The sequence below is a fragment of the Microbacterium zouquanmingi genome (assembly GCF_052266695.1).
Taxonomy (GTDB): domain Bacteria; phylum Actinomycetota; class Actinomycetes; order Actinomycetales; family Microbacteriaceae; genus Microbacterium.
Genome location: NZ_JBQPQZ010000002.1, coordinates 282,874 through 307,497 on the forward strand (window position 1 = coordinate 282,874; position 24,624 = coordinate 307,497).

The window sequence follows — 24,624 nt, forward strand, 5'->3', positions numbered from 1 at the left end:
ATTTTGCGGAGTGGAAAACCCCATGGCATACTTGAACGGTTGTCGCGGGACGGAAACGCTCCGCAAGACATGGCCCCATCGTATAGCGGCCTAGTACGCCGCCCTCTCACGGCGGTAACGCGGGTTCGAATCCCGCTGGGGTCACACAACAGAAAGAACCCCCGGCCTCTGCCGGGGGTTCTTTGTTTTCCGGACCACGCGGCTGAGCGCTCTTCCACGGTCCGGCGCCGGAGCTCAGGCGTCTGGATCGGTGGAGTATCGTACTGCTGATCCTGCCTGCCGACGCCGGTGCCCGGTGGCACGATGGTGTCGATTCGGTCAAGCACGTCATCGGAGAGCTCGACTTCGGCGGCGGCGAGGAGAACGTCCAGCTGCTCCAACGTTCTGGGGTCGATGAGCGCAGCAGATACGCGGGGCGTGATGGCAGGCGCGGTCAAGGGGCGAGCGCGTCTCGCGCCCACCTCTTCATTCCCTGAGGGCGAGTGTGCGCAACGCGGGGTTGGTCAGCGGAAAGGCCATCATGCCGATCAGCGCCACACCGAACGTGACGAAGGCGACCCAGATGGTCGTCGCTGCCGCCAGGGCACCGAACGCTGCCATGGCCAGCGGCATCAGCACATCGTCGCCGAGTCGGGTGATCGCGCTCATTCGTCCGAGATAAGCGGTGTCGACGGTTGCGGCGAACGTCGCGCCGAGCAGGACGGACGCGAACCCGGCCGTCAGCCCGATGAGCGCGCTACCGATTCCCGTGAGCCAGAATGGGCCTGCTCCGAGAAGGATGATCCCCACGCCCTGCGCAACGAGAGCCCAGAACCCGCCGAGGGCTTCGCGTCGCGGACGCCATCTCGCCACCGCGATCGCGCCGACCGCCGCTCCCAGGCCGATCAGTGCTTCCAGAATACCTACGGCTTGCGCGCCCCAGCCTTCGTCGTGCGCGCGAAGCGCGATTCCGATGCCGGTGGCCGGGCCCACCGCGAGGTTCAGCCCGGACAGGGCGATGACGAGGGTGCGGGTGGTCGGTTCATCCTTGAGATGCGCGAAACCGCGCTGGATGCCGCGCAATGCGGACTCCTGCGCGGCACGAGCGAGGGCGAATCGAGGGCGCAGCCAGATGGCGATGAATGCGATGACGAAGCTGAAGGTCAACGCGTTGAGCGCGGCGCTTCCGGCGAGACCTGCGTAGGCCACGAGGAAGCCGCCCAGTGCTGCTCCTCCCATCGTGCCCAGGCGCGTCGCGGTCTGCATGACTGCACTGTAAGAGGCCAGATCTTCCGTGCGGACGAGTTGGCGCCCGATTGTCGCCGCAGATGGTTCGTAGAACGCATCGCAAGCGCCGAATGCCACCGCAGCGAGCAGAAGGAGCAACACGGATGGTGGGGAGGCCAGGACCCACAGTGCGACCGTGACGAGAACGCCCACTCTGAGCGCATTGAAGATCATCATGACGGTGCGTGCGTTCGCGCGATCGGCAAGCACACCGCCGAAGAGCAGGATCATCGCGCGCGGTACGGTGCCCGCGGCGACGATCAACCCGGCGATCGCGGGCGAGGTGGTCTGCACCGCCGTCCACGCCAGGGCGATGCTCCAGATCGCGTCGCCTGCATCGGAGAGCGCTTTGACAATGATCCAGGCATGGACGACAACGTCGCGGGAGAACCTCGGGGGCTCTCGCAGAAGCACTGGTGCGCTCGCTGTCACGGGGTGGTGGGGAAGCCGTGCGCGAACACGAAGACCGGCTGTCGTTCGGCCCCGTCGTCCGTCGCGATCGACCGGCGCCAGGTATCGATGGTCTCGGCTAGTGCTTTCGAGAGCGCGGCGAGTTCGTCAGCGGATGCCCAGGACAGCGCGTCTGTGCTGAACGCGGCACGTTTCCACGCTGGATCCGGGTCGACGGCTCGATGCCACGAAGAAAGTCGGCCGATGTGCGCCTTGATGTTCGCGCGCTCCGCGCTTCGCGCGAGCATCGCATCGGCGGGCGAGTCCGCGAAGTCGTCTGCTGACCAGCTGAGACGCGTGCGTGAGCGCTGCCACCAGCTCGTGCGCTTGTCGCCGGTGGGGTCGTCGGCGCGTTCGATGATGTCGGCGCGCTGCAGCATCCGCAGGTGATGACTGATGCTGCCCACCTGCTGATCGAGAGCGCGGGCGAGCGTGGTGACTTGACTTGCTCCGTACAGTCCGAGGTAGTCGACGATGCGTCGGCGTACCGGGTGGTGCACAGCGGTGATCGCTTCGATCTCTTCCATGCCACCCACGCTAAGCGCGCGTGGCAAGACTCACAAGACTTCTTGTATACCGCGGAAAATCAACGGTGATCGACGATATCTCGGTGTGGTCGTCGTCGACGGATCACCCAGATGATGAGGACGACGACGCCGGCGACCGCGAGCCAGGGGAGAAGGAAGCCGAACGCGATCACCAGCGCGTTCAGCGAGACGATCAGACCGTTCCAACCGGCGAGCAGACCATCCCCGAAGCCGGCAGGATCCGCCGCGGTCGCGCCGGTGGAGCGAGTCAGCTCCACCTGCAGAGTCGACATCGCGACCTGGTCGTCGAGCGCCGCGAGCTGTTGCTCATAGGACTCGAGCTGCGCCTGGCGCTCGGCCAGCGCGGACTCGGCCTCGATGAGTTCACCCACGCTCGCGGTGTTCGCCATCAGCTCGGTGAGCCGCTGGACTGATGCCCGGGTGGTCTCGACGCGGGCGCGCAGGTCGATTGCGGCAGAGGTCACGTCCTGCTGCGAGACGGAGGAAGCGAGGACGGTCCCGGTGGAACCGAGCTCGTCGATGATGACGGTCAGGTCTGCGGAAGGAACCCGGATGCTGATCCACCCGTAGCCTTCGGCCTCCGGCGCGTCCGCTACGGCGCCATCGACCATCTGCGCGGCGCGCAGCTCCGTGCTCTCCACATAGCCGCCGTGTTCCTCGGCGATGGCGGCGATGGCGTCAGAGGCATCTTCGATGTTCTTCACTCTGAGGGTCGCCTGCGCGGTTCGGATGATCTCGCGAGCAGGGGAAACGTCCATCGCCGCGGAATCTGCAGTGCTCATATCTGGCGCAGCCTCCGTCACCGCGGTCACGCGTGCACTGTCGCCCGCGCTCATCGACCCGCCAGAGTTGCCGACCACATCCAGAATCGGCGGAGCGATGAGGATGCCTGCGGCGAAAGCGGCGGCAACCCCTAGCCCGGTGAGCCAGCGGCGTCGCCTGGTCCGAGCGGAGGCCGGCCGTGTGCGAGCGGATGCTCCGTGCTCGGATATCTCAGCGAACACGGCATCCTCAATCTTGGCGATCCGCTCCTCCGAGAGCTCCGGAAGATCCGTCATGGGGGTGTGATCGTTCATGCGTCTCTCGATTCGTTGACGGTGTCGCGCAACTGCGTGCGCACGCGCGAGAGACGGTTGCGGACGACCGCGTGGCTGACTCCGAGTTCGGTGGCTGCCGCCTGGTAGGCGTAGCCCTCCGTCGCGCACAGCCGGAAGATCTCCTGATCCAGCACGCTCAACGTCCCGATCTCCGTGGTGATCCGCTCGGCGAGGGCTGCAGTGATCACCTGTTCCTCCAGGTTGACTGAACTGGGGAGCGCATCATCGACAGCATCCGCTGTGTGGGCTCGCTCGCGTCGCTGCTGACGAAGGCGATTTGCCGCCTGGAAGCGACAGATCGTCGCCAGCCACGGCAGGAGCGAATCGCCGACCAGGTCGAGCGAGGGCAGTTTGCGCCACGCGACGATGAATGTCTCCTGCGTCACGTCCTCGGCATCCGTCGCGGTACCGAGGATGCCGTGCGCGATCCAGTACACCGGCCGCACATGGGCGCGGTACAGCACTCGGAACGCGCTCTGATCGCCGCGCGCGGCACGCGCCGCGAGCTCCTGGTCTTCAGAACGCTGTGACATTCGGTTCCCTTCGGAGGTCTCTCGCCTGAGAGTGTCGGGAGTTGCATCATCGTCTCAGAATTTTCTCCGGTAATATCGACCGAGCGAGAGGGAGTATCCCAGTCCGCGCGTATCGTCATCACGAGCACCATCAAAGCTGCTCCGGGCGCGCGACGCACTCAGTGCGGGGGAGAGACTTTCGGATCCAACCAACCCCTCGAAAGGTGCTGAGCACCCTTGAACATCCCCGTGTGGTTCGAGATCACGTCCCTCGTGGTCCTGACCGTCATCTTGATCGCTGATCTGCTTCTCATCCTGAAGCGTCCGCACATTCCCTCGACGAAGGAATCGAGCCTCTGGGTCGCCTTCTACGTGACCCTCGCCCTGATCTTCGCCGCAGTGCTGTTCTTCGTCGGCGATGCCAAGACCTCACTGGACTTCCTCACCGGGTGGGCAATGGAGTACAGCCTCTCCATCGACAACCTCTTCGTGTTCGTACTGATCATGACGCAGTTCTCGGTTCCGCGGCGCTACCAGCAGGAAGCTCTGATGGTGGGCATCATCATCGCCCTGGTCCTTCGCGCGGTGTTCATCATCATCGTCGGCGCGGCCGTCGAGCACCTCAGCCCGATCTTCTACATCTTCGGCGCTTTCCTCGTCTACACCGCCATCAGACAGGCGATGCCGGAGAAGCACGAGGACGACAAGCAGACAGAGGGATTCATCATCCGTTTGCTTCGTCGTGGCATCGACATCAGCGACGAGTACGACGGATCGAAGATCCGCACGGTCGTCGCCGGCAAGAAGATGTGGACGCCGATGCTCATCGTGTTCGTCTCGCTTGGCGTCACTGACCTCATGTTCGCTGTCGACTCGATCCCTGCGATCTTCGGGGTCACCCAGGATCCGTTCATCGTCTTCACGGCGAACCTGTTCGCTCTGATGGGGCTGCGCCAGCTCTACTTCCTCCTCGGCGGTCTGCTGGAGAAGCTGAAGTACCTGCACTACGGTGTCGCATTCATCCTCGGATTCATCGGCGTCAAGCTCGTGCTGCACGCCATGCACGAGAACGAGTTGCCGTTCATCAACGGCGGTCAGCCGATCGCATGGGCGCCGGATATCAACAACTGGGTTTCGCTCGGCGTCATCTTCGCGTCGATGGCTGTCGCCACCATCGCAAGCCTGATCGCGTCTTCGCGGGAGAAGCGGGCTGCGCTGGGCCGGTGACGCGTGGCCTCCCACGTTGTGGCGCCGTGTAAACTGACCGACATGCGGCGTGTGGTTCTCCTCCTTAGCGGCCGCGACGAGACCTCGAATTAGGCCTTCCTCGTCGCGGCGTCCAGCGTGGCCGAACCGCCGACTACTGGAGATATCGACATGACCTCAGCTGAAATCCCTGTTTCTTCGAGCCGTCCGCGAACCCTTGCCGAGAAGGTCTGGGATGACCACCTCGTCGTCAAGGGCGAGAACGGTGAGCCGGATCTCATCTACATCGATCTTCACCTCGTCCACGAGGTGACCAGCCCGCAGGCCTTCGACGGTCTGCGCGCTGAGCAGCGGCCGCTGCGTCGGCTCGATCTGACGATCGCCACCGAGGACCACAACACCCCGACTCTCGAGATCGATAAGCCGATCGCTGACCTGACTAGCCGCACGCAGATCGAGACGCTGCGTCGCAATGCCGAGGAATTCGGCGTGCGCCTGCATTCGCTCGGCGACGCGGAACAGGGAATCGTGCACGTCGTCGGTCCGCAGCTCGGACTCACGATGCCGGGAATCACCGTCGTCTGCGGTGACTCGCACACCTCAACCCACGGTGCCTTCGGCTCGATCGCATTCGGCATCGGCACCAGCGAAGTCGAGCACGTCATGGCGACGCAGACGCTCCCGCTGAAGCCGTTCAAGACCATGGCGATCACGGTGGACGGTGAGCTCAAGTCCGGCGTCACCGCGAAGGACATCATTCTCGCGATCATCGCGAAGATCGGCACTGGCGGCGGACAGGGGTACGTGCTCGAGTTCCGCGGCAGTGCCATCCGCGCCCTCTCCATGGAGGGGCGCATGACGATCTGCAACATGTCGATCGAAGCGGGTGCGCGTGCAGGAATGGTCGCGCCGGACGAGACGACTTTCGCGTACGTGAAGGGCCGACCTCACGCGCCGCAGGGCCAGGACTGGGAGGATGCTGTCGCCTATTGGCGCACGCTCCCCACGGACGAGGGCGCCGCGTTCGACGCTGAGGTGTTCATCGATGCGAACGAGCTCGAGCCGTTCGTCACCTGGGGCACCAACCCTGGCCAGGGCAGCTCGCTGTCGGCGGCCGTCCCGAACCCTGTGGAGATCGCGGATCCGAATGAGCGCGCGGCCGCCGAACGCGCGCTGGAATACATGGACCTGACACCCGGGACCCCGTTGAAAGAGGTCGCGGTGGATGCGGTGTTCATGGGATCCTGCACGAACAGCCGCATCGAGGACCTCAGGGCGTTCGCCTCGATCATCCAGGGGCGCACGAAGGCCGAGGGCGTGCGCGTGATGGTCGTTCCGGGTTCGGCCCGGGTGCGGCTGGAGGCCGAGGCCGAGGGAATCGACAAGATCGTCAAGGACTTCGGCGCAGAGTGGCGCTTCGCCGGCTGCTCGATGTGCCTGGGAATGAATCCTGATCAGCTGGCACCGGGGGAGCGCTGCGCTTCCACCTCGAACCGCAACTTCGAGGGGCGCCAGGGCAAGGGCGGGCGCACGCACCTCGTCTCGCCGCTGGTCGCGGCTGCGACAGCTGTGCGCGGCACGCTGTCGAGCCCGAGCGATCTGTCGAAGACGGAAGAGTTGGTAGGAGCCTGATCATGGAGAAGTTCACGACGCATACCGGTATCGCGGCTCCTCTGAAGCGCTCGAACGTCGACACCGACCAGATCATTCCCGCGGTGTTCCTCAAGCGCGTCACCAAGACAGGTTTCGAAGATGCGCTCTTCCACGCCTGGCGTCAGGACCCGCAGTTCGTCTTGAATCAGGATCCGTTCCAAGGTGCTTCGGTGCTGATTGCAGGCCCCGACTTCGGCACCGGATCAAGCCGTGAGCACGCGGTCTGGGCCCTGCGCGACTTCGGATTCAACGTGGTGCTCAGTTCACGTTTCGCGGATATCTTCCGCGGCAACGCGGGTAAGCAGGGTCTGCTCGCCGCTACGATCTCCGAAGCCGACGTGGAGCGGATCTGGGCCGAGATCGACGCGAACCCCGGTGCCTCGATCACCGTCGATCTCGAGGCGCGCACCGCAACGATCGGCGATTTCCAGGCCACTATCGACGTCGACGATTACACTAGATGGCGGCTCCTCGAAGGGCTCGATGACATCGGGCTCACGCTGCGCAATGAACACAAGATCGCGCAGTTCGAGGCCCGCCGCGAGTCGTGGCGGCCACGTACGCTCCCTGTCCGCTGACGCAAGTCCGCGGGACCGAGCACCGTGGGTCGGGGCGACAACGCCCGTCGGCTGCGGCCGCGATTCGTGAACATGAAGTGAGGCTCATCGAATGACGAGAACTGTGCATGCTGAACTTCAGGATGGAGCACCAGCCTTGACCGGAGATGTACTGGCGATTCGCGGTGGTCGAGCGCTGCGCGGCCGAGTCGACGTCAAGGGCGCGAAGAACCTCGCAACCAAAGCGATGGTCGCGGCTCTCCTCGGCGAAGACGCGAGCATCCTGCGTGATGTTCCGGCTCTCAGTGACGTCGCCGTCGTCCGTTCGCTGCTCGAGGTCCACGGCGTGCGGGTGACTGAGGGCGATGAGCCCGGCGCTCTTCACCTCGACCCGAGCGATGTCGAATCCGCTCACATGGAAGAGATCGACGCGCACGCAGGTGCTTCCCGCATTCCGATCCTGTTCTGCGGACCGCTCCTGCACCGTCTGGGGCAGGCCTTCATCCCCGATCTCGGCGGCTGCCGCATCGGCGACCGGCCGATCGATTTCCACCTCGATGCACTGCGCAAGTTCGGTGCGACGGTCGAGAAGCTCCCCAGCGGCATCCGTCTGTCGACGCCCAACGGGCGCCTGCACGGTGCGAACATCCACCTGCCGTACCCGAGCGTCGGAGCCACCGAGCAGGTGCTGCTCACCGCAGTGCGCGCAGAGGGCACGACGGAGCTGCGCAACGCGGCCATCGAGCCCGAGATCATGGATCTGATCGCCGTTCTGCAGAAGATGGGCGCGATCATCTCCTATGAGCCGAACCGGGTGATCCTGATCGAAGGCGTCGAGACCCTGCGCGGTTACGACCACCGGTCGATCTTCGATCGCAACGAGGCAGCTTCTTGGGCCTCTGCGGCACTCGCGACCGATGGCGAGATCTTCGTCGGCGGTGCGAAGCAGCAGGAGATGCTGACGTTCCTGAACGTGTTCCGCAAAGCAGGCGGCTGGTTCGACATCCAGGAGGACGGCATCCTGTTCCGTCGCGACGGTGATGTGAAGCCCGTCGTCGTCGAGACCGATGTGCACCCCGGATTCATGACCGACTGGCAGCAGCCGCTCGTCGTCGCGCTCACCCAGGCGAGCGGCCGTTCGGTCGTGCACGAGACGGTGTACGAGAACCGGATGGGCTTCACCGACGCACTCGTGAAGATGGGTGCCGACATCGTCGTTCATCCCCACGGCCTGCAGGACGGACCCCGTCGTGTTCCCCGCCGTGAGCTCGAGCAGGCTGCGGTGATCACGGGACCCACGCCGCTGCGAGGCGCAGAGATCGTCGTTCCTGACCTGCGCGGTGGGTACAGCCACATCATCGCGGCTCTCACCGCAACGGGAGAATCGAAGGTATCTGGCGTAGACATCCTCAGCCGCGGTTACGAGAACTTCCTGGCCAAGCTCGAAGCGCTCGGCGCCGACTTCGACGTCATCGGCTGACGCAGATGGCTTCCGGATCATCGGAGAAGTCTCGGCCCAGCATGTTCTGGCCGTTGGCGGCTGTCGCGGTACCGCTGATCTCGCTGCTGGCGAAGCTGCGATTCACCGACCGCGAGAAGCTCCCTGAGAAGGGGCCGTTCGTGCTCGCGCCCAACCACTACTCCGAGTTCGATCCGCTGGTGGTCGCGCTCGCGGTGTGGAAGTTGGGAAGGCTGCCGCGCTTCATGGCCAAAGAGAGTCTCTTCAAGGTTCCGGTGCTGGGCTGGGTGCTGCATAAGACCGGTATGGTTCCGGTGGCACGGTCCTCCTCACGCACGTCGGCGGCAGACACGATCGCGCAGTCGCGCGCGTTGGTCGAGGCCGGTCGCGGTGTGATCGTGTATCCAGAGGGCACTCTGACGCGTGATCCGGATCTTTGGCCGATGCGCGGCAAGTCTGGCGCGGTCCGTCTGGCGATGGCGGGAAACATCCCGTTGATCCCGATGGCGCAGTGGGGTACCCAGGAGATCATGGGTCGTTACCAGAAGGGTTTGAGCGTCTGGCCACTGCGGAAGCGGGTCGACGTGATCATCGGCGACCCTATCGACATCAGCGACCTCGTCGGCAAGGAGAACGATCAGGCCGCTGTCACCATCGCCACCGAGCGTCTGATGAACGCGATCACCGAGCTGCTCGAGCGTCTGCGCTCAGAGAAGGCCCCCTCGAAGCGGTGGAACCCGACCGATCACGGTCAGAAGGAGACCGGGCGCCTTGACTCCTGAGAAAGACGTCGATGCCCATCCGCGCGTAGCGATCATCGGTGCGGGCAGCTGGGGGACCACTTTCGGCAAGATCCTCGCCGACGGCGGCGCACACGTCACCATGTGGGCCAGACGCCCCGAACAGGCGCTCGAGATCGCCGAGGCCAAGCGGAACTCCAAGTACCTCCCCGGCATCAACCTGCCCCGGTCGATGACGGCCACTCACGAGCTGTCGACCGCCGTTGAGGGCGCGGATCAGGTGTACCTCTCCGTGCCGAGCCAATCGCTTCGCGAGAACCTCAAGGCGCTGCGTCCGCTGCTCGAGCACACCGACGTTCCGATCGTCAGCCTGATGAAGGGCGTCGAGCGTGCGAGCGGTCTGCGAATGAGCCAGGTCATCGAGCAGGAGATCGCTTGCGATCCGAACCGCATCGCTGTCGCTTCCGGGCCGAACCTTGCGCTCGAGATCGCGAGAGAGCAACCCACGGCCGCTGTCATCGCCTCCCGCAGCCAGGAGACGGCGGAGACGATCGCCCGAGCCGCACGCAACTCCTACTTCCGCACGTTCGTGAACACGGATGTGATCGGCACCGAGTTCGGCGGCGTTCTGAAGAACCTCATCGCCGTCGCGATCGGCATCGTCGACGGCGTCGGTTACGGCGAGAACACCAAGGCATCGATCATCACGCGCGGTCTGGTCGAGATGACTGACTTCGCGGTCGCCAACGGTGCGCAGCGCGAGACTCTGCAGGGGCTTGCAGGGCTCGGCGATCTCATCGCCACCTGCCAGTCGCCGCTGAGCCGCAACAACACCGCAGGCAGGCTCCTCGGGCAGGGCTACGACTTCCAAGACGTCGTGAAGCAGATGAACCAGACGGCCGAAGGATTGGCATCTGTTGCACCGATCCTGAAGCTCGCGCACGAATCCGACGTGCACATGCCGATCGTCGAGCAGGTGAAGATGGTGCTCGACGGCAAAATGAACCCACGCGATATCGCGCCCCACCTCACGACAGACGACGACACTCCCCAGGAGGAGAGAACCAATCATGGACAAGCAGACGGTGGTGGTGCTCTTCGGCGGGCGTTCCAGCGAGCATTCCATCAGTTCCGCGACGGCCGGCGGAGTTCTGCAGGCGATTGATCGTGATCGTTACGAGGTGATCCCGGTCGGGATCACCCGCGAAGGCGCATTCGTGCTCGAAGAGGATGATTCCGCGAAATTCGCTCTGGACGCAGCGAACCTCCCTGAGGTCGTCGACAACGGCTCGCGCGTGATGTGGCCTGAGCCCAGTGGCACGCGCACGCTCCGCGTCATCGCACCCGATGGCGCCGTGACCGATCTCGGTGAGGTCGATGTCGTCCTGCCTCTCCTGCATGGCCTCCACGGCGAGGATGGCGCGATTCAGGGCTTCTTCGACGTGCTCGACGTGCCGTATGCGGGCGGCGGGATCCTCGATTCCGCAGTCTGCCTCGACAAGCACTTCACCAAGCTCGCGCTGAGTGCTGCGGGCATCGCCGTCGCCCCAGGGGTCACGGTTCGGCAGGCGCAGTGGGCGATCGACCCTGAGGCGATCCGACGCTCGATCGCCGAGCTCGGTGACGTTGTCTTCGTGAAGCCTGCGAGCGCCGGCTCCAGCGTTGGAGTCTCGCGCGTCGAGAATGGTAAGGGTCTCGATGAGGCGCTGCGCATCGCTTTCGATGAGGACGACAAGGTGCTGGTCGAGACCAAGATCACCGGACGCGAGATCGAGGTGGGAGTGCTTGCCGGACGTCAGGGCGGTCGCGCACGAGCCTCGCTGCCCGGCGAAGTGGTCTTGACCACGCGCAGCTTTTACGACTTCGAGGGTAAATACCTCGGTGGTGACGGTGTCGAGATCGTCTGCCCGGCCGAGGTGGATGAGGCGTTGATCTCCTCGTTGCGCGAGACCGCGGTGCGCGCATTCGAGGCGGTAGACGGCAAGGGACTCGCCCGTGTCGACTTCTTCGTGACGCCGGACGGTCAGCTCGTCGTGAATGAGCTGAACACCATGCCGGGGTTCACGCCGATCTCCATGTTCCCGAAGTGCTGGGTGGCATCAGGGCTGAGCTACGGCGACCTCATCAGCGAGCTGATCGAAAGCGGACTGCAGCGCTAGCGGCCACGTCGCGTCAGCTCAGCAGCTCCTGCGCGTCTTCGTCGAGCTCGTCCGGGGTGGTGCACTGACGATCCGCGTGGATCGAAATCAACGGACCGACCAGTGCGCGGCTGCTGATCACGTCGTTGGAGCTGACGACCTCGGTGTCGATGTAGAGCTGCACGGCGGGGTTGCGGCCGTACGTGGTCAGTCGCAGCTTCGGGCTCTCCGAATCATCGACGAGCCAGTCGATGCCCTCCAGGCTCACGCACTGCAGGTCTGCTGTGGGGCCAGGAACCGTGACCCCGCACCGCAGGAGGATCGCAGAGGCGCCGTCCGGTGCGGTCCAGGCCGCTGTCGACTGCGCATCCGTCCAACGGCGATCCATGTCGGCGATGCTGTTGGCGTTCTTGAGCCCGACCATCACCTCGGCGCACAGCGGGTTGTTCGCATCGTCAGCCGGCTCCAGATGCACCGTGCTCGAACAGCCGCCGAGGAGCGCCGTTCCGAGCAGGAGGATGGCGGCGGAGGCAAGACGGGGGGACATGATTCCAGGCTACCTTTGAGAGCATGGCCTCACGTTCAGCAGACGATGATCCGCGCCTGGGTGACGTCTCGGAAGGCACCGTGCTTCGTGCCATCCTCGCTCGTACCGCACCCGCCACGCACACGATTCTTGGGCCGGGGGATGATGCCGCGGTTCTGGCGACGCCCTCCGGCTCGGTCGTAGCCACCACCGACACACTCGTGCACGGCCCGGACTTTCGGCTGGCGTGGTCGGGTGCGTACGACCTCGGTTGGAAATCGGCTGCGGTGAACCTGGCGGATGTCGCGGCGATGGGGGCCAGGCCTACAGGACTCCTCGTGGCACTCGCGGTGCCGAAGGATCTCAGACTGTCGTTCGTCGAGCAGCTCTCGGACGGCTTCCGCGCAGCATGCGAGACACTCGCACCCGGTTGCTCGGTCATCGGCGGAGACCTGACCGTCTCCGAAGTCCTCATGATCGCTGTCACCGCTCTTGGCGATCTCGAAGGCCGCTCGGCAGTGAAACGCTCTGGGGCCCGGGTAGGAGATACGGTGGCGATCGCCGGTGAAGTCGGGCTCTCTGCCCGCGGGCTCAGCGTTCTGTTCGGCCGATTCCGCGACGGTGAGACTCCGGTGCCTGTCGATGACGCGCAGCTCCTGCCAGGCGAACGCGCGGCGGTCACGGCGCAGCTGCGCCCATCACCTCCGATCGGTCTCGGAGCCGCTGCAGCTGCTGGCGGAGCGACGGCGATGATGGATGTCTCGGACGGGCTTGCTCTTGACGCAGGGCGGATGGCGTCAGCATCCGCCGTCACGATCGATTTCGATCGCGATGCGCTCGGTGACGATCCCGCTCGTGCGCTGGCCGGTGGGGAAGACCACGCATTGCTCGCGACGTTCCCGCCGGGCGCGCTGCCCTTGGGATTCCGCGCCGTCGGCGCAGTTCGCGTGAGGGGAGCGGAGGACGTGCTCTGCGATGGCCGGGTCGTGGATGCCGCAGGCTGGGACCCTTACCGCGATTGGGATGCTGCGGCAGGCTGAGCCCACCAGATGGCGGTATCGCCATAGGTCTTTTCGCGGAAGATCTCCAGACCAGCAGCCGCCGTATCGGGCGGCGTCGAGCGTCGAGCGCGCTCGATGACGACGACAGCGTCCTCAGACAGCAGTGGAGCCACGGCCGCAAGGTCCGCGGTCATCGCGGCATCGTCGAGGTCGTACGGCGGATCGGTGAAGACGAGGTCCCACGGCCCTGTTGCACGTTTGAGGAAGGCCTGGACAGCGCTTTCGTGTGCGCGCGCGGGGGGAGCCGCGGATGCCGAGGCGCCAAGAGCCTTGGACACGGTCGCCACGTTTCGCCTGACGATCACCGCCGCCGGTCGAGACTTCTCGACGAGATCGACAGCTGCGGCGCCCCGACTGAGAGCTTCGAGACCCAGTGCGCCAGAACCGGCGTAGAGGTCGAGCACTCGTGAGCCTTCGATGACACCGGCGGATTCGAGGGCTCCGAAGAGCGACTCTCGCACACGGTCGCTGGTGGGGCGCGTACCGCTGCCGGGAACATCCAGCCGGAGTCCGCGCGCGTCGCCTGCGATGATCCTCGTCACTCCATCAGCCTAAGACTGTCCGGGGCATTATCTAGACTTCAGGCATGACCTTCTCGCTCGACTCGCCACTGACCGATGCTGTCGGGGTGACTGCGGCGAAGAAGCTCGATCGGGCTTTCGGCATGCAGACGGTCGGCGAGATGCTCGCACACTATCCGCGCCGCTATGCGGATCCGGCCGAGCTGACGCCGATCAGCAATCTGCCGGTGGGCGAGACGGTGACGATCGTCGCCGAGGTTCTGTCGTCGTCGGCTCGGGGGATGCGTAACCGCTCAGGAGCGATGACGGACGTCATCATCAGCGATGGTCAAGGGCGAGTGTCGCTCACTTTCTTCGCGAAGAACCTACGTCAGGCGGAGTGGCGTGCGGGCGAGCTCTATCGCGGCCGCCGAGGAATGTTCTCCGGCAAGGTGGGCGAGTACCGCGACGTGATCCAGTTCGCTCACCCGCAGTACGAGCTCTTCGACGATGCAGAGAGTGCGCAGGCCAAAGCGGAAGACCAGGCCAGCCGCCCGCTGCCGATCTATCCCGCGACCTCTGCGGTCTCCAGTCAGCAGTTCCGCGAGCTCATCGAAAGCCTGCTGCCGAAGCTGAGCGTCGTGCCAGACCCCGTACCGCAGGAGATCCGGGCGAAGGAGAAGCTGCTGGATGCGCGTACCGCGCTGATCCAGGTGCACCGGCCGCAGACGAAGAACGACATCGACCCCGCCGTGCGCACGCTGCGGATGCATGAGGCCCTGGTGCTGCAGACAGCGCTGCTTCAACAGCGCGAAGCAGTGCGCGCGTTGACGGCGAAGTCGCGCCGAGCTGCGGCGGGAGGACTGCTCGAGCGTTTTGACGCGACACTGCCGTACACACTCACCCCGGATCAGCAGTCGGTGGGAGGGGAGGTCGCTTCGGATCTGACCGGCGAACGGCCGATGAACCGGCTCGTTCAAGGCGAGGTCGGATCAGGAAAGACCCTGGTCGCCCTGCGCGCGATGCTGCAGGTCGCCGAGTCCGGTGGGCAGTCGGCGCTGATCGCACCTACCGAGGTCCTCGCAGGTCAGCACCTGCGCTCGATCACCAAGATGCTGGGGCCGAAGCTCGCGCCAGAGCTGATGCCGACCCTGCTCACCGGTCAGATGCCGGCTGCTGAGCGCCGCAAGGCGGCGTTGCGCGTCGCCTCCGGTCAAGCGCTGATCGTGGTCGGCACACATGCGCTGCTGGGAGAGAAGACGACGTTCGCCGAACTCGGGCTCGTGGTCGTCGATGAACAGCACAGGTTCGGCGTCGAACAGCGCGAAGCACTGCGCGCGAAGGGCACCAGTCCGCACGCGCTCGTGCTGACAGCGACGCCTATCCCGCGCACCGTGGCGATGACAGTCTTCGGCGACCTCGACACTTCGGTGATCCGCACGATGCCGGCGGGGCGAGCAGGCATCCAATCCTTCGTGGCGCCTCTGGCCGAGCATCCGGGATGGTTCCAACGGGTGTGGGATCGTGCGGCGGAGGAAGTCGCGCAGGGGCACCAGGTCTTCGCGGTCTGCGCGGCGATCGATACGACCAAGAAGACGGATGCCGCCGGTGAAGAAGGCGCGGCGCTGCTTCCGACTGAAGAGGGCGCGACAGGTCCGCAGTGGGGGGTGGTCCAGCTCGATGAAGCGCTCCAGACGCACCCGACAGTCGGAAAGCTGCGACGCGCGGTGCTGCACGGCAAGATGCCATCGGATCAGAAGGATGCCGTCATGCAGGCATTCGCGCGCGGCGAGATCGATGTGCTGATCGCGACCACTGTCATCGAGGTCGGGGTTGATGTTCCCAACGCGTCGACGATGATCATCCTGGATGCGGATCGGTTCGGTGTCTCGCAGCTCCATCAGCTGCGTGGACGCGTCGGTCGAGGCTCCATCCCGGGCCTGTGCCTGCTTGTCACCGAAGCCGAAGAGGGCTCACTCGCGCGTGAGCGTGTCGAGGCCGTAGCCGCGACGCTCGACGGATTCGCCCTCGCCGAGGTTGATCTCGAGCTGCGCGGCGAGGGTGATGTGCTCGGTTCGACGCAATCGGGCGTGCGCTCCTCGCTGCGGCTGCTGCGCGTGGTGAAGGACTCCAAACTCATCGCCCGTGCACGTGAGCTTGCGGAGAAGATTCTCGAGACGGATCCGAGTCTCGCCGAGCACGCTGGGCTCCGCGACGTGATCGCACGCCGGGTCACCGAGGAGGATCGTGCGGCTCTTGCCAAGAACTAGTCACTCGACGTGCAATAGGGTGAGATCATGAGCAGTCGGATCGCCGTCGTCCCTGGTTCCTTCGACCCGCCGACCCTCGGTCATCTCGATGTGATCCGGCGAGCGGCGAAGCTCTACGACGAACTGCACGTGCTGGTCGTGCACAACCCGGGCAAAGAAGCGATGCTGCCCATCGCTCAGCGACTCTCGCTGCTTGAGCAGTCCATTGCTGAAGATGGGATGCCGGGGAACATCGTGATCGGCTCCTGGAGCATGGGTCTCCTCGTCGACTACGCTCGCGACGTCAACGCAGGGGTGCTGGTCAAGGGCATCCGCTCTCAGATCGACGTCGCCTATGAATCGCCGATGGCGATCGTCAACCGCCACCTCGCTGATATCGAGACGGTGTTCCTGCTGCCGGATCCCTCGCACGCGATGGTGTCCAGCTCACTCGTCCGCCAGGTCGCCGGTCTCGGCGGCGACATCTCGCCCTTCGTTCCCCGCGCCGTCGCAGCCTTCCTCGACACAGGTGCACGCGGACTCTGAGCGCACGGTCAGCGGATACTGAGCCTGGAGAAAGTCCCGCCGGTAGCATTGAAGCGTGAAGACTCGACTTAACGGCCCCTTCGTGGTGCCCGTGCGCGATATCGTCCGACGACCCGGTGAGATGCGTGAGCATCAGTTCTCCGTTGCCCTCCCAGACCAGTGGGGAGAGGGGATCGTCTCCTTCGAGGCGGGCACCGATCTTGACCTGGAAGTCCGGGTGGAGTCCGTCCACGAGGGCATTCTCGTCTCCGGAACAGCGGAGGCTGAGTACAAGGGCGTCTGCGGAAGATGCCTCAAACACATCGCCGAGCCTGTCGAAGTCGAGTTCCAGGAGCTTTTCGCGTATCCTGGTGAGGAAGAAACTGACTTCGAGGTTCAAGACGACCACGTGGATCTTGAAACTCTTGTCAGGGAAGCGGCAGTTTTGTCGCTTCCATTTCAGCCGGTGTGTCAGCCGGACTGCCCCGGGCTTGACCCGAACACGGGTGAGCGGCTGACCGGAAGCACCAGGGTAGAGGATGACGCTCCCATCGATCCTCGATGGAGTGCGCTCCGACAGATCGCAGACCAGGGGAGTGCGGCAGAGAGCCGCGGTCCCGAGAACACAGAAGAGAGTTAGCCATGGCTGGTAACCCCCCGAAGCGCAAGGTTTCCCGTTCCAACACCCGCTCGCGTCGCGCGCAGTGGAAGGCGGAGCCGATTGCTCTCGTCAAGACCGTTGAGAACGGCAAGACCGTCTACAGCCGTCCGCACCAGGCGAAGGTCGTCACCGACTCGCAGGGCACCGAGCTGTTCCTCGAGTACAAGGGCCGCAAGGTCGCAGACGTCTGATCACGGTCTCACGATCGTGACAGAGGTCCCGCAAGGGACGGCGAGTCTCGCAGCGAAGCTCAGGGTCGATATCGACCCTGAGCTGCTTGCGTTAGCGTTGACCCACCGTTCGTACGCATACGAGCACGGCGGCATCCCGCACAACGAGCGCCTGGAGTTCCTCGGCGACTCTGTGCTCGGCCAAGCCGTCACCGTCATGCTGTTCGTCACTCACCCCGACATCGATGAGGGGCAGCTTGCCAAACGGCGCGCGAGCGTCGTCTCGACCGTTGCCCTCGCCGAGGTTGCGCGAGCCATCGGGCTCGGTGAGCACCTTCTGCTCGGCCGTGGTGAAGAACGCACCGGTGGGCGCGACAAGGACTCGATCCTGGCCGACACCATGGAAGCGGTGTTCGGCGCCACCTACCTCTCCGCAGGTCAGGATGCTGCGACCGAACTCGTGCTGCGATTGACCGAGCCTCTGCTCGACGATCCAGAACGCTATGGTGCCGCGATGGATCCGAAGACGAGCCTGCAGGAGCTCGCTGCCCGCATCGGCGCCGCACCTCCCACGTACTCCGTGTCGGCTACAGGCCCAGACCACGATCGCCGTTTCACGGCGATCGTCACGGTCGGCGACGTCAGCATGAGCGGTGAGGGCACGAGCAAGAAGACCGCCGAGATGGCGGGTGCCCTCAACGTGTGGCGCGCACTCAGCGAGCGTGCCTGAGCTTCCCGAAGTCGAGGTCGTCCGCGCAGGCCTCGCTCCCGCAGTCATCGGCGCGACGATTACGAGCGTCTCGGTATTCGATGAGCGAGCGCTCACGCGGCATCCCGCAGGAGCGGCGGACTTCGCCGCCCGTCTGGAGGGCGCATCGATTGTCGGCGCATCCAGACGCGGCAAATTCTTGTGGCTTCCCATGGCAGGGGAGACTCACGCGCTCACTGCCCATCTGGGGATGAGCGGTCAGATGCTGCTGCGCACTCCCGAGGCTCCCACTGAGCGTCATGAACGCATCCGCATCGGCATTCAGCATCCACAGCATGGCGACTTCGCCGTTGTTTTCGCAGACCAGCGCACGTTCGGTTCGCTGGCAGTCGATGAGCTCGCTGCCGACGGCAGCGATCTGATTCCGACACAAGTACGGCATATCGCGCGCGACCCACTGGATGCCGCGTTCGACGACGATGTCTTCATCGGCGCCGTGCGACGTCGGGCGAGCGCGGTCAAGAGGATTCTGCTGGATCAGACCGTCGTCAGCGGAATCGGAAACATCTACGCTGACGAATCGCTCTGGGCTGCGCGCATCCACCCTGAGTCACACGGGCGCACATTGACGGGTGCTGCAGTTGACCGCCTTCTTACAGAAGTGCGACTGGTGCTTGAGAGGGCTCTCGCCGAGGGCGGGACGAGCTTCGATGCCCAGTACGTGAACGTCAACGGCGAGGCGGGGTACTTCGCCCACTCGCTGAACGCTTATGGACGAGGCGGGCAAGCCTGTCCGCGCTGCGGGGGCGAGATCCGCCGGGATGCCTTCATGAACCGGTCGTCGCACTTCTGCCCGCGGTGCCAGCGCAAGTCCAGATAGCCTGAGATCTGAACAAAAGCGGGGGACGACTGGTGGATCTGTACTGGCTTTCGGCTCCTGATCGCGAAGTCGCGGAGGCGATGCAGCGGCGCAGGATCAGCTCACGCCCTCGGTGGGTGCCGACGAAACGCCGAGTGCTCTCGGACATCAACGATTGTCTGATGCTCTGGTATCTCTGCATCGTGTTGATGGTTCTCGGGGTCCGCATCGACACACTGCAGGACAACCGCATCGAAGCGCGGGACGTCGGGGACATCACGATCTGCAGCGCCATTCTCGTGGCGTGGATCGTCTTCGCCGTCTGGCTGCACAGATGGTCGGCAAGGCCGCCATCGCCGCGGATGCGGATTCGGGCGTGGCGTCAGGAGCTCACCGCGCTCTCAAACGGGTTCGAGCCTCAGTCGGGGGGAGGTGCTGCTTTCGCCTCGCTCATCACCGCGGAAGATCGCATCCACTCATCTGCGCGTTTCGTCGCGGATGGTATCGAGTTCGGCAATATTCGGTATCGGAGCCGATCGCGGTCTGGATCTTGGCAGTACATCGCGCTCCACCTGCACGCACCGCTTCCGCACATGCTGCTCGAATCACAAGCGGGCAAGAGCCTCGCGCGCATGCTGCCCGTGCATATCAGCGGTTACCAGACACTCTCGCTGGAGGGCGATTTCGACCGCTGGTTCCGACTTTTCGTGCCAGCGGGTTACGAGCGGGATGCTCTGTTCCTGCTCCCACCGGATGTGATGGCGGCCTTGATCGATCACGCGCCGGCGTTCAGCATGGAGACGATCGCAGATCGAATGGTCTTCTTCCGGTCGTCAGCCGCCGACTTCGCGAACCCCGAGCCGTGGAAAGTGGTCGCAGAAGTCATTGAGGGAGCGGCGAAACCGTTCGTGCGCAACGCCTCGGGCTACCGCGACGAACGCATTCCTGAACAGGACACGCCATACGCCGTGGAGATGATGCCCACAGGTCGTATTGCAAGCGATGGCACTCGGCTTGATCTGCGAGATCGGCGCACCGGCATCTGGTGGATACTCGGTGCAACCGGATGGGCCGCAACGCTCGTGTTTCTGTACGCGGTACCCGCGATCTTCGCCTTCGCAGGCCTCATGTCGATCGTCGACGGCAGATAAGACGGCGATCATCACGCAGGCGCAAAGGCGCGAGCCAGCAGCGGACGAGTGAGACGGGTGCTCAGCCACACGATGCCCACCCCGGAGACGAGTACCGCGAGGATCGTCACGATCGAGAGGGGCTGCACGATCAGCGCGAGGCCGATCAGCGGCAGCACCAGAACAGCCGCGCACAATGCCGAGCAGATCGCTGTGACCAGCAGAGGCGCCATGACAGCGCGGGTGCGTGCGGAATCGACGACCTCGAGAGGCACTCCGAAGAAGTGCAGGCTGCGGTGCAGTTCCCCCTGATCGATGATCGCGGATGCTTGATTGACTCCGACTGAGACAGCGACCATGACGAACGAGGCGACGAGCGTAATGATGAGCCCGGTGCGGATGTCACCGATCAGTACGAGGGTCGCATCATCGGCAGCCGCAGCAGATGCTGTGTCGACCATGGCAACGCCCGCGCCCGCGAAGACGGCCATGAAGCTGGCCATCGCCACTCCGCTCACCTGGCGCCAGGCGGCCTTGGGAGATTCGAGGATGAAGCGCATGGCGAGCAATCGACTCGGCTGTTCCGCGCGTCGCAGTCCACGTCGGGCATGCGCTTTCAGAGCCCAAGGCCCGACCAGGTTCAGCACCGCAAGCGCTGCGGCGAACATCCCTGCCACGACGATGATCGTGACGACGACGCCTGTCGTACCGGGGAACCACATCATGGTCGCAAAGGCGAGCGCGATGACAGCGATCGCGCCGACGGCACGCATCCAATGCACTCGCGGCACTGCAGCACGCGTTCGCACGCCGAGCGGCGAGATCACGACCAGCCTCAGGCCGATCACCGCGCTCACCCCGGCCAGAGCGATCATGCACGCAGCGATTCCGGCGATGGCGAGCGGCGACAGCAACACGGCGGTGAGCCCCAGGGGTGTCCCGCGGAAAGTGATGAGACCGAGCAGCGGGACGCACGCGATGTAGAGGACGATTCCCGCGAGCGCACCCGCCGCAGCGAGGAGCGTCGATTCCACAACCGTGGCAGTGATGACGCCGCCAGGAGAAACACCCATCAGGCGCAGGGTCGACAGCCGCTCGTCACGGCGTCGTGCAGACAACCGTGCCGCCGCACCGCCGAGGCTGACCAATGGCACGACCAGCAGCACCAGGGCGATGGCCGCGAGTGCGTGGTAGATGCTGGCTTCCGGATCAGTCCAGCTCCAGAACGCCTGGGCGCCGCCCATGACGACCAGCACGATTGCGGTCACCAACGCGAAGGCGATCATCGGAAGCGCGATGATGCCGCCTTGGCCAGGACCGGGACGCAGGAGCAGAGCCAGAACACGGGCGTTCATGCCTGCGCTCCGGCAGCTGCGGTGATGCGTCCATCGCGCACGTGGACGGTGCGCGAGCAGCGAGATGCGACATCGGCATCATGGGTCACCACGATCAGCGTGCGGCCCTGACCCGTCGTCGACCACAGGAGCGCGCTCATCACGTCTGCCGAGGTCTGACTGTCCAGAGCACCAGTGGGTTCGTCTGCGAAGACGAGTTCCGCACCGGTCACCTGTGAGCGTGCGATTGCGACGCGCTGTGCCTGTCCACCGGATAGCTCGCCGATTCGGCGATCCTCGAACCCCGCGAGACCGAGTGATGCCATCCACCCCGCCGCACGCTCGATGGCTGTCCGACGCGGTGTCGCGTTGATCATCAGAGCGAGGGCGATGTTCTCGATCGCCGTGAGCTCAGGAATCAGTAGCCCCTGCTGGAAGACGAACCCGAAGGACTCTCGTCGCAATCGCGAACGGTCACGCTCATTCATCGTGGTGACATCCGCGGCAGGCCCGGTGACCGGGGAGAACAGCACTCGACCAGCATCCGGCGCGGTGATTCCCGCAAGAACGTGCAGCAGCGTCGTCTTGCCGGATCCGGACGCGCCCATGATCGCGACGGACTCGCCGCGCTGCACCGTGAGGTCCACACCGGCTAGTGCAGTCGTGGTGCCGAATGCCTTGGTCAGGGACTTCGCTTCGATGACGGAAGAATTCATGCTTCCAGCCTCGCGAGCAGGATTGGTCGTGTCGTCAGCCTGGAGTCGCCACCGCATACATCGCTCGGATGATCTCAACGAAGCTTCTTCTGCCACCCTCCCGCGTAGGATGCTGGCACGAACCCGATTGCTTCGTTGATACCGAGCATCGGTCTGTTCTCCTCGGCGTTGAACGTCGTCACCTTCGGCGAATCCGGTGCAATCTCCCGCCAGCGCAGAAGGTTCGCGCACTTCACGATCGTGCCGAGCCGCTTGCCCCGATGCTCACCCAGGACGAGCGTGCCCCACTGCTGGGTGACACCTGCGCGGTCTTCACCGACGGCCAATTCATTGAACGCGACCATCTGTCCTGATGGCTCATGCACAACGGCAACGATCGACAGCGTCTGTCCGGCGGCCATGATCCGCTCGTCGTGACGCACGAGCTTGTCTTCATCCCATTGCTCTTCCTGCGTGACCAGATCACCGGTCGGAATGTTGGTGATCATGCTGGCGATCAGGTGCGCATACCCGGTGCGAAACGGCGGTGGTGTCGGCAGACTCCAGGAAACAACGCGGTAGTCGGGCCCAGCATAGGCGCTGGCCTCTTCGAGACGGGCACACACATCCTCGAGCGGCCCCTGCAATGGCAGCACGCTGTTCCGCTCGACCTGCTCGAGGGCGTAGCCGCGCGCGATGAGCAGGTCTGACATCGGCGTCGAAGAGACAGAGCCCCAGCCCGTTGCAGGGGTGAGAGTCCCTCCGGAGTGGCGTGCCGGGTGCAGGGTCCACGTCTGCAGCACTGAGCGTCCCAGGGATGCGGCCTCGTGTTCGAGGCGATCGAGCAGCACCTGAGCGGTACCCCCTGGGAACTCGGCGGCCGGCACCATCAGAGCGAGATCTGCAGCAAGCGTGCCGGCGGCGGTGGACGTGGAGAGCTCAGCCGCACCGACGATCTCATCACCTCGTCGGGCGATGAAACCCGCGCGGAGTTGGTCGGTCTGATCCAGCCAGGATGGCAGGGATTCCGCGACGGTCTCGTCGAGGTCATCGATCCCGGCATCCTTCCTCGCCATTTCATTCCCGAGACGCACCATCGCGCGCAACTCATGTGCCTCTGGTGTATCCAGGTGGGAGGGCACCACCATCGGGGTGATGACGATGTCACTCATGTGAGGTCCTTCTTCCATGCGCCCTCATACGACATGGGCGCGAATCCGATCGTCTCGTTGATGCTTAGCATCGGACGATTCTCTTCCGCGTTGTACGTGATCACGCGCGGTGACTGAGGGTAACGGTCATGCCAGCGGAGGAGTCCCGCGGTCTTCACGAGCGTCCCGAGGCGATGCCCGCGATGACCGGCCAGCACGAGAGTGTCGTACTGGTGTGTCGTCCCGGCCGGTTCGCAGAGGTTGATGGCGAGTTCGTTGAACGCGCACAGCTCGCCGCCCGCGATGTGCTCAGCCGCAGTCACCTGAATGGTGAATCCCTTCGCAGCCTGCCGCTGCTCGAGCTCAGCGACACGTTCGGCGTCCCAGACCTCTTCAGGAATCCCAAGTTCTGCATCAGGCACATCGGTAGACATGCGCGACTTCATCCAGGCATAGCCGTCGACGAACTCGGGAGGTGTGGGCAGAACCCACTGGACGACCCGGTAGTCGCGCGCGTGCTCCTGGGCAACGTTGAGAGATCGAGTCAATCGCGTGTGCGTTTCCGCTGACCAGACGAGTTCGCTCGCGCGCTCGACCTGTTCCAGGGCGAAGCCGCGATTCTCCAGGAACTCTGCGGTTGCGTCCCGCGGAACCGCTCCGAAACCGGTTGGTGAGTGAAGCGAGTTCGTCTGGTCGCCGTGATGCTCGGCCCAGCCGAGAAGCGCCCGCACGCCTGCGGCGCGGAGTTCGGTTTCCAGCACCGCGAGGGCAGCCGTGCCGATGCCCTGGCGCCAGTGCGAGCGCAGCAGAGCGATGACGGCGATGGCGGTGTCCGCGGATGCATCCTGCAGCATGTCCACGGCCATGCATCCGACCATCTCGCCGGCATCCATAACGAACCACTGCCGCTTTCGCGACGCGCGACTGCTGTAGAGCACGGGCAGAAGCGCTGCGGCAGACAGGGCGTCATCGTCACGACCGGTCGTCTCGAGAAGGGACCGGTTGCGTACGTCCGCGTACGCGCGGATCTCATCGGTGGGCGCCGCATCCGCCCCTGCGGGAAGCAGGAGCGGATGCAGTGTGGCCGATTCGGTGAGGTGAATAGTCATGACAGTGCCTCCCATTCAGAGCATGTGGCGCTGCATGTCGTAGGTGAGGATCGCCACCTTTTCGCGCTCGGTGAAGTGGGTGATTCCCCCTGGGCGCTGGGCGTCGAGGAGCCGAGCTGCCTCTTCACGACTCATCATCGTGCGGCGGTTGCGGGCTGAGCGCTGCGTGCGCAGCATCAGCCAGAGTCCGAGCCGCAGCGAAAGCCGGTCGGCGATGTTCAGTTGTTTTCGGTCTGCGGGAACAGTGATCTCAAGAGTCTCCTGTTCCTGGCTACATGGTGGGTGGATGGTGTTGCGAAGCAGTGCTTCAGTACTCACG

General features: G+C 64.6%; 26 protein-coding genes and 1 tRNA gene. 16 read left to right on the top strand and 11 right to left on the bottom strand.

The window, feature by feature from the left end:
* Positions 1-71: 71 nt before the first annotated feature.
* A tRNA-Glu gene (locus ACTU6U_RS05510) sits at positions 72-144 on the top strand.
* A 321-nt stretch (positions 145-465) separates the two neighbouring features.
* Here the strand turns inward: ACTU6U_RS05510 and ACTU6U_RS05515 are convergent.
* The 4 genes from ACTU6U_RS05515 to ACTU6U_RS05530 are packed head-to-tail and all read right to left on the bottom strand — an operon-like array spanning position 466 to position 3,894.
* The gene (locus ACTU6U_RS05515) at positions 466-1,698 is read right to left on the bottom strand and encodes an MFS transporter (protein WP_443468162.1); all 1,233 of its coding nucleotides are present in this window, start codon (positions 1,696-1,698) and stop codon (positions 466-468) included.
* Complete coding sequence (locus tag ACTU6U_RS05520) at positions 1,695-2,243, bottom strand: ArsR/SmtB family transcription factor (RefSeq protein WP_443468163.1); 549 nt, start codon at positions 2,241-2,243, stop codon at positions 1,695-1,697. The genes ACTU6U_RS05515 and ACTU6U_RS05520 overlap by 4 nt, the downstream gene beginning before the upstream one ends.
* Before the next feature lie 59 nt (positions 2,244-2,302).
* On the bottom strand, positions 2,303-3,340 hold the full coding sequence (locus ACTU6U_RS05525; RefSeq protein ID WP_443468164.1) for a DUF4349 domain-containing protein: 1,038 nt from the start codon (positions 3,338-3,340) through the stop codon (positions 2,303-2,305).
* Positions 3,337-3,894, bottom strand: a complete 558-nt coding sequence (locus tag ACTU6U_RS05530; protein ID WP_443468165.1) for an RNA polymerase sigma factor — start codon at positions 3,892-3,894, stop codon at positions 3,337-3,339. Before ACTU6U_RS05530 ends, ACTU6U_RS05525 begins: the two co-directional genes overlap by 4 nt.
* Positions 3,895-4,110: 216 nt before the next feature.
* Between ACTU6U_RS05530 and ACTU6U_RS05535 the strand changes: the two genes are divergently transcribed.
* The 7 genes from ACTU6U_RS05535 to ACTU6U_RS05565 all read left to right on the top strand — a co-directional run bounded on the left by ACTU6U_RS05535 (position 4,111) and on the right by ACTU6U_RS05565 (position 11,647).
* Entirely contained in the window at positions 4,111-5,100 is a 990-nt protein-coding gene (locus ACTU6U_RS05535) for a TerC/Alx family metal homeostasis membrane protein (RefSeq protein WP_443468166.1), read from the top strand.
* 150 nt (positions 5,101-5,250) lie between these two features.
* Entirely contained in the window at positions 5,251-6,711 is a 1,461-nt protein-coding gene (gene leuC, locus ACTU6U_RS05540) for a 3-isopropylmalate dehydratase large subunit (RefSeq protein ID WP_443468167.1), read from the top strand.
* Positions 6,712-6,713: 2 nt separating this feature from the next.
* Positions 6,714-7,310, top strand: a complete 597-nt coding sequence (gene leuD, locus ACTU6U_RS05545) for a 3-isopropylmalate dehydratase small subunit (protein ID WP_443468168.1) — start codon at positions 6,714-6,716, stop codon at positions 7,308-7,310.
* Between the two features lie 91 nt (positions 7,311-7,401).
* Entirely contained in the window at positions 7,402-8,769 is a 1,368-nt protein-coding gene (murA, locus tag ACTU6U_RS05550) for a UDP-N-acetylglucosamine 1-carboxyvinyltransferase (RefSeq protein WP_443468169.1), read from the top strand.
* A 5-nt stretch (positions 8,770-8,774) separates the two neighbouring features.
* On the top strand, positions 8,775-9,530 hold the full coding sequence (locus tag ACTU6U_RS05555) for a lysophospholipid acyltransferase family protein (RefSeq protein WP_443468170.1): 756 nt from the start codon (positions 8,775-8,777) through the stop codon (positions 9,528-9,530).
* Complete coding sequence (locus tag ACTU6U_RS05560; protein WP_443468171.1) at positions 9,520-10,653, top strand: NAD(P)H-dependent glycerol-3-phosphate dehydrogenase; 1,134 nt, start codon at positions 9,520-9,522, stop codon at positions 10,651-10,653. Before ACTU6U_RS05555 ends, ACTU6U_RS05560 begins: the two co-directional genes overlap by 11 nt.
* Positions 10,559-11,647, top strand: coding sequence for a D-alanine--D-alanine ligase family protein (locus tag ACTU6U_RS05565; protein ID WP_443468172.1), 1,089 nt, complete (start codon positions 10,559-10,561; stop codon positions 11,645-11,647). The genes ACTU6U_RS05560 and ACTU6U_RS05565 overlap by 95 nt, the downstream gene beginning before the upstream one ends.
* Positions 11,648-11,660: 13 nt before the next feature.
* On the opposite strand, the gene ACTU6U_RS05570 is transcribed toward ACTU6U_RS05565, so the two are convergent.
* Positions 11,661-12,173, bottom strand: coding sequence for a DUF3515 family protein (locus tag ACTU6U_RS05570; RefSeq protein ID WP_443468173.1), 513 nt, complete (start codon positions 12,171-12,173; stop codon positions 11,661-11,663).
* A 23-nt stretch (positions 12,174-12,196) separates the two neighbouring features.
* Here ACTU6U_RS05570 and thiL point away from each other — a divergent pair, with 23 nt between their 5' ends.
* Positions 12,197-13,192, top strand: a complete 996-nt coding sequence (gene thiL, locus ACTU6U_RS05575) for a thiamine-phosphate kinase (protein WP_443468174.1) — start codon at positions 12,197-12,199, stop codon at positions 13,190-13,192.
* Here the strand turns inward: thiL and rsmD are convergent.
* Positions 13,162-13,755, bottom strand: a complete 594-nt coding sequence (gene rsmD / locus ACTU6U_RS05580) for a 16S rRNA (guanine(966)-N(2))-methyltransferase RsmD (RefSeq protein WP_443468175.1) — start codon at positions 13,753-13,755, stop codon at positions 13,162-13,164. The genes thiL and rsmD overlap by 31 nt on opposite strands.
* A 44-nt stretch (positions 13,756-13,799) precedes the next feature.
* On the opposite strand from rsmD, the gene ACTU6U_RS05585 reads away from it, so the two are divergent.
* The 7 genes from ACTU6U_RS05585 to ACTU6U_RS05615 all read left to right on the top strand — a co-directional run bounded on the left by ACTU6U_RS05585 (position 13,800) and on the right by ACTU6U_RS05615 (position 20,037).
* Positions 13,800-15,983, top strand: a complete 2,184-nt coding sequence (locus ACTU6U_RS05585) for an ATP-dependent DNA helicase RecG (RefSeq protein ID WP_443468176.1) — start codon at positions 13,800-13,802, stop codon at positions 15,981-15,983.
* A gap of 27 nt (positions 15,984-16,010) precedes the next feature.
* Positions 16,011-16,508, top strand: coding sequence for a pantetheine-phosphate adenylyltransferase (gene coaD, locus ACTU6U_RS05590; RefSeq protein WP_443468177.1), 498 nt, complete (start codon positions 16,011-16,013; stop codon positions 16,506-16,508).
* A gap of 121 nt (positions 16,509-16,629) precedes the next feature.
* Positions 16,630-17,127 (top strand): YceD family protein, encoded by a 498-nt coding sequence (locus tag ACTU6U_RS05595; protein ID WP_443468431.1) that lies wholly within the window; start codon positions 16,630-16,632, stop codon positions 17,125-17,127.
* Positions 17,128-17,129: 2 nt separating this feature from the next.
* A complete protein-coding gene (gene rpmF / locus ACTU6U_RS05600) occupies positions 17,130-17,339 on the top strand; it encodes a 50S ribosomal protein L32 (protein WP_076680491.1) in 210 nt (69 codons plus the stop codon).
* Between the two features lie 16 nt (positions 17,340-17,355).
* Positions 17,356-18,048 (top strand): ribonuclease III, encoded by a 693-nt coding sequence (gene rnc / locus ACTU6U_RS05605; protein ID WP_443468178.1) that lies wholly within the window; start codon positions 17,356-17,358, stop codon positions 18,046-18,048.
* The gene (gene mutM / locus ACTU6U_RS05610) at positions 18,041-18,907 is read left to right on the top strand and encodes a bifunctional DNA-formamidopyrimidine glycosylase/DNA-(apurinic or apyrimidinic site) lyase (RefSeq protein WP_443468179.1); all 867 of its coding nucleotides are present in this window, start codon (positions 18,041-18,043) and stop codon (positions 18,905-18,907) included. The genes rnc and mutM overlap by 8 nt, the downstream gene beginning before the upstream one ends.
* Before the next feature lie 161 nt (positions 18,908-19,068).
* Positions 19,069-20,037, top strand: a complete 969-nt coding sequence (locus tag ACTU6U_RS05615; protein WP_443468180.1) for a hypothetical protein — start codon at positions 19,069-19,071, stop codon at positions 20,035-20,037.
* Positions 20,038-20,048: 11 nt separating this feature from the next.
* Here ACTU6U_RS05615 and ACTU6U_RS05620 read toward each other — a convergent pair whose 3' ends face one another.
* The 5 genes from ACTU6U_RS05620 to ACTU6U_RS05640 all read right to left on the bottom strand — a co-directional run bounded on the left by ACTU6U_RS05620 (position 20,049) and on the right by ACTU6U_RS05640 (position 24,623).
* Entirely contained in the window at positions 20,049-21,371 is a 1,323-nt protein-coding gene (locus ACTU6U_RS05620; protein WP_443468181.1) for a permease, read from the bottom strand.
* Positions 21,368-22,066 (bottom strand): ABC transporter ATP-binding protein, encoded by a 699-nt coding sequence (locus ACTU6U_RS05625; protein ID WP_443468182.1) that lies wholly within the window; start codon positions 22,064-22,066, stop codon positions 21,368-21,370. The genes ACTU6U_RS05620 and ACTU6U_RS05625 overlap by 4 nt, the downstream gene beginning before the upstream one ends.
* A 74-nt stretch (positions 22,067-22,140) precedes the next feature.
* Positions 22,141-23,217: a GNAT family N-acetyltransferase gene (locus ACTU6U_RS05630; RefSeq protein ID WP_443468183.1), complete on the bottom strand. Its 1,077-nt coding sequence runs from the start codon at positions 23,215-23,217 to the stop codon at positions 22,141-22,143.
* A complete protein-coding gene (locus ACTU6U_RS05635) occupies positions 23,214-24,305 on the bottom strand; it encodes a GNAT family N-acetyltransferase (protein WP_443468184.1) in 1,092 nt (363 codons plus the stop codon). The genes ACTU6U_RS05630 and ACTU6U_RS05635 overlap by 4 nt, the downstream gene beginning before the upstream one ends.
* A 15-nt stretch (positions 24,306-24,320) precedes the next feature.
* Positions 24,321-24,623 carry a hypothetical protein gene (locus tag ACTU6U_RS05640; protein ID WP_443468185.1) on the bottom strand — a complete coding sequence of 101 codons (303 nt, stop codon included), beginning with the start codon at positions 24,621-24,623 and terminating at the stop codon, positions 24,321-24,323.
* Position 24,624: the final 1 nt, after the last annotated feature.

What these genes read in the sequence shown, in the direction of transcription:
- ACTU6U_RS05520 (WP_443468163.1), bottom strand. Translation starts at nt 2,243, where the DNA reads ATGGAAGAGATCGAAGCGATCACCGCTGTGCACCACCCGGTACGCCGA.
- ACTU6U_RS05525 (WP_443468164.1), bottom strand. Translation starts at nt 3,340, where the DNA reads ATGAACGATCACACCCCCATGACGGATCTTCCGGAGCTCTCGGAGGAG.
- ACTU6U_RS05530 (WP_443468165.1), bottom strand. Translation starts at nt 3,894, where the DNA reads ATGTCACAGCGTTCTGAAGACCAGGAGCTCGCGGCGCGTGCCGCGCGC.
- leuC (WP_443468167.1), top strand. Translation starts at nt 5,251, where the DNA reads ATGACCTCAGCTGAAATCCCTGTTTCTTCGAGCCGTCCGCGAACCCTT.
- leuD (WP_443468168.1), top strand. Translation starts at nt 6,714, where the DNA reads ATGGAGAAGTTCACGACGCATACCGGTATCGCGGCTCCTCTGAAGCGC.
- murA (WP_443468169.1), top strand. Translation starts at nt 7,402, where the DNA reads ATGACGAGAACTGTGCATGCTGAACTTCAGGATGGAGCACCAGCCTTG.
- ACTU6U_RS05555 (WP_443468170.1), top strand. Translation starts at nt 8,775, where the DNA reads ATGGCTTCCGGATCATCGGAGAAGTCTCGGCCCAGCATGTTCTGGCCG.
- ACTU6U_RS05565 (WP_443468172.1), top strand. Translation starts at nt 10,559, where the DNA reads ATGGACAAGCAGACGGTGGTGGTGCTCTTCGGCGGGCGTTCCAGCGAG.
- ACTU6U_RS05570 (WP_443468173.1), bottom strand. Translation starts at nt 12,173, where the DNA reads ATGTCCCCCCGTCTTGCCTCCGCCGCCATCCTCCTGCTCGGAACGGCG.
- thiL (WP_443468174.1), top strand. Translation starts at nt 12,197, where the DNA reads ATGGCCTCACGTTCAGCAGACGATGATCCGCGCCTGGGTGACGTCTCG.
- ACTU6U_RS05585 (WP_443468176.1), top strand. Translation starts at nt 13,800, where the DNA reads ATGACCTTCTCGCTCGACTCGCCACTGACCGATGCTGTCGGGGTGACT.
- coaD (WP_443468177.1), top strand. Translation starts at nt 16,011, where the DNA reads ATGAGCAGTCGGATCGCCGTCGTCCCTGGTTCCTTCGACCCGCCGACC.
- ACTU6U_RS05595 (WP_443468431.1), top strand. Translation starts at nt 16,630, where the DNA reads ATGCGTGAGCATCAGTTCTCCGTTGCCCTCCCAGACCAGTGGGGAGAG.
- rpmF (WP_076680491.1), top strand. Translation starts at nt 17,130, where the DNA reads ATGGCTGGTAACCCCCCGAAGCGCAAGGTTTCCCGTTCCAACACCCGC.
- ACTU6U_RS05615 (WP_443468180.1), top strand. Translation starts at nt 19,069, where the DNA reads ATGCTCTGGTATCTCTGCATCGTGTTGATGGTTCTCGGGGTCCGCATC.
- ACTU6U_RS05620 (WP_443468181.1), bottom strand. Translation starts at nt 21,371, where the DNA reads ATGAACGCCCGTGTTCTGGCTCTGCTCCTGCGTCCCGGTCCTGGCCAA.
- ACTU6U_RS05625 (WP_443468182.1), bottom strand. Translation starts at nt 22,066, where the DNA reads ATGAATTCTTCCGTCATCGAAGCGAAGTCCCTGACCAAGGCATTCGGC.
- ACTU6U_RS05630 (WP_443468183.1), bottom strand. Translation starts at nt 23,217, where the DNA reads ATGAGTGACATCGTCATCACCCCGATGGTGGTGCCCTCCCACCTGGAT.
- ACTU6U_RS05635 (WP_443468184.1), bottom strand. Translation starts at nt 24,305, where the DNA reads ATGACTATTCACCTCACCGAATCGGCCACACTGCATCCGCTCCTGCTT.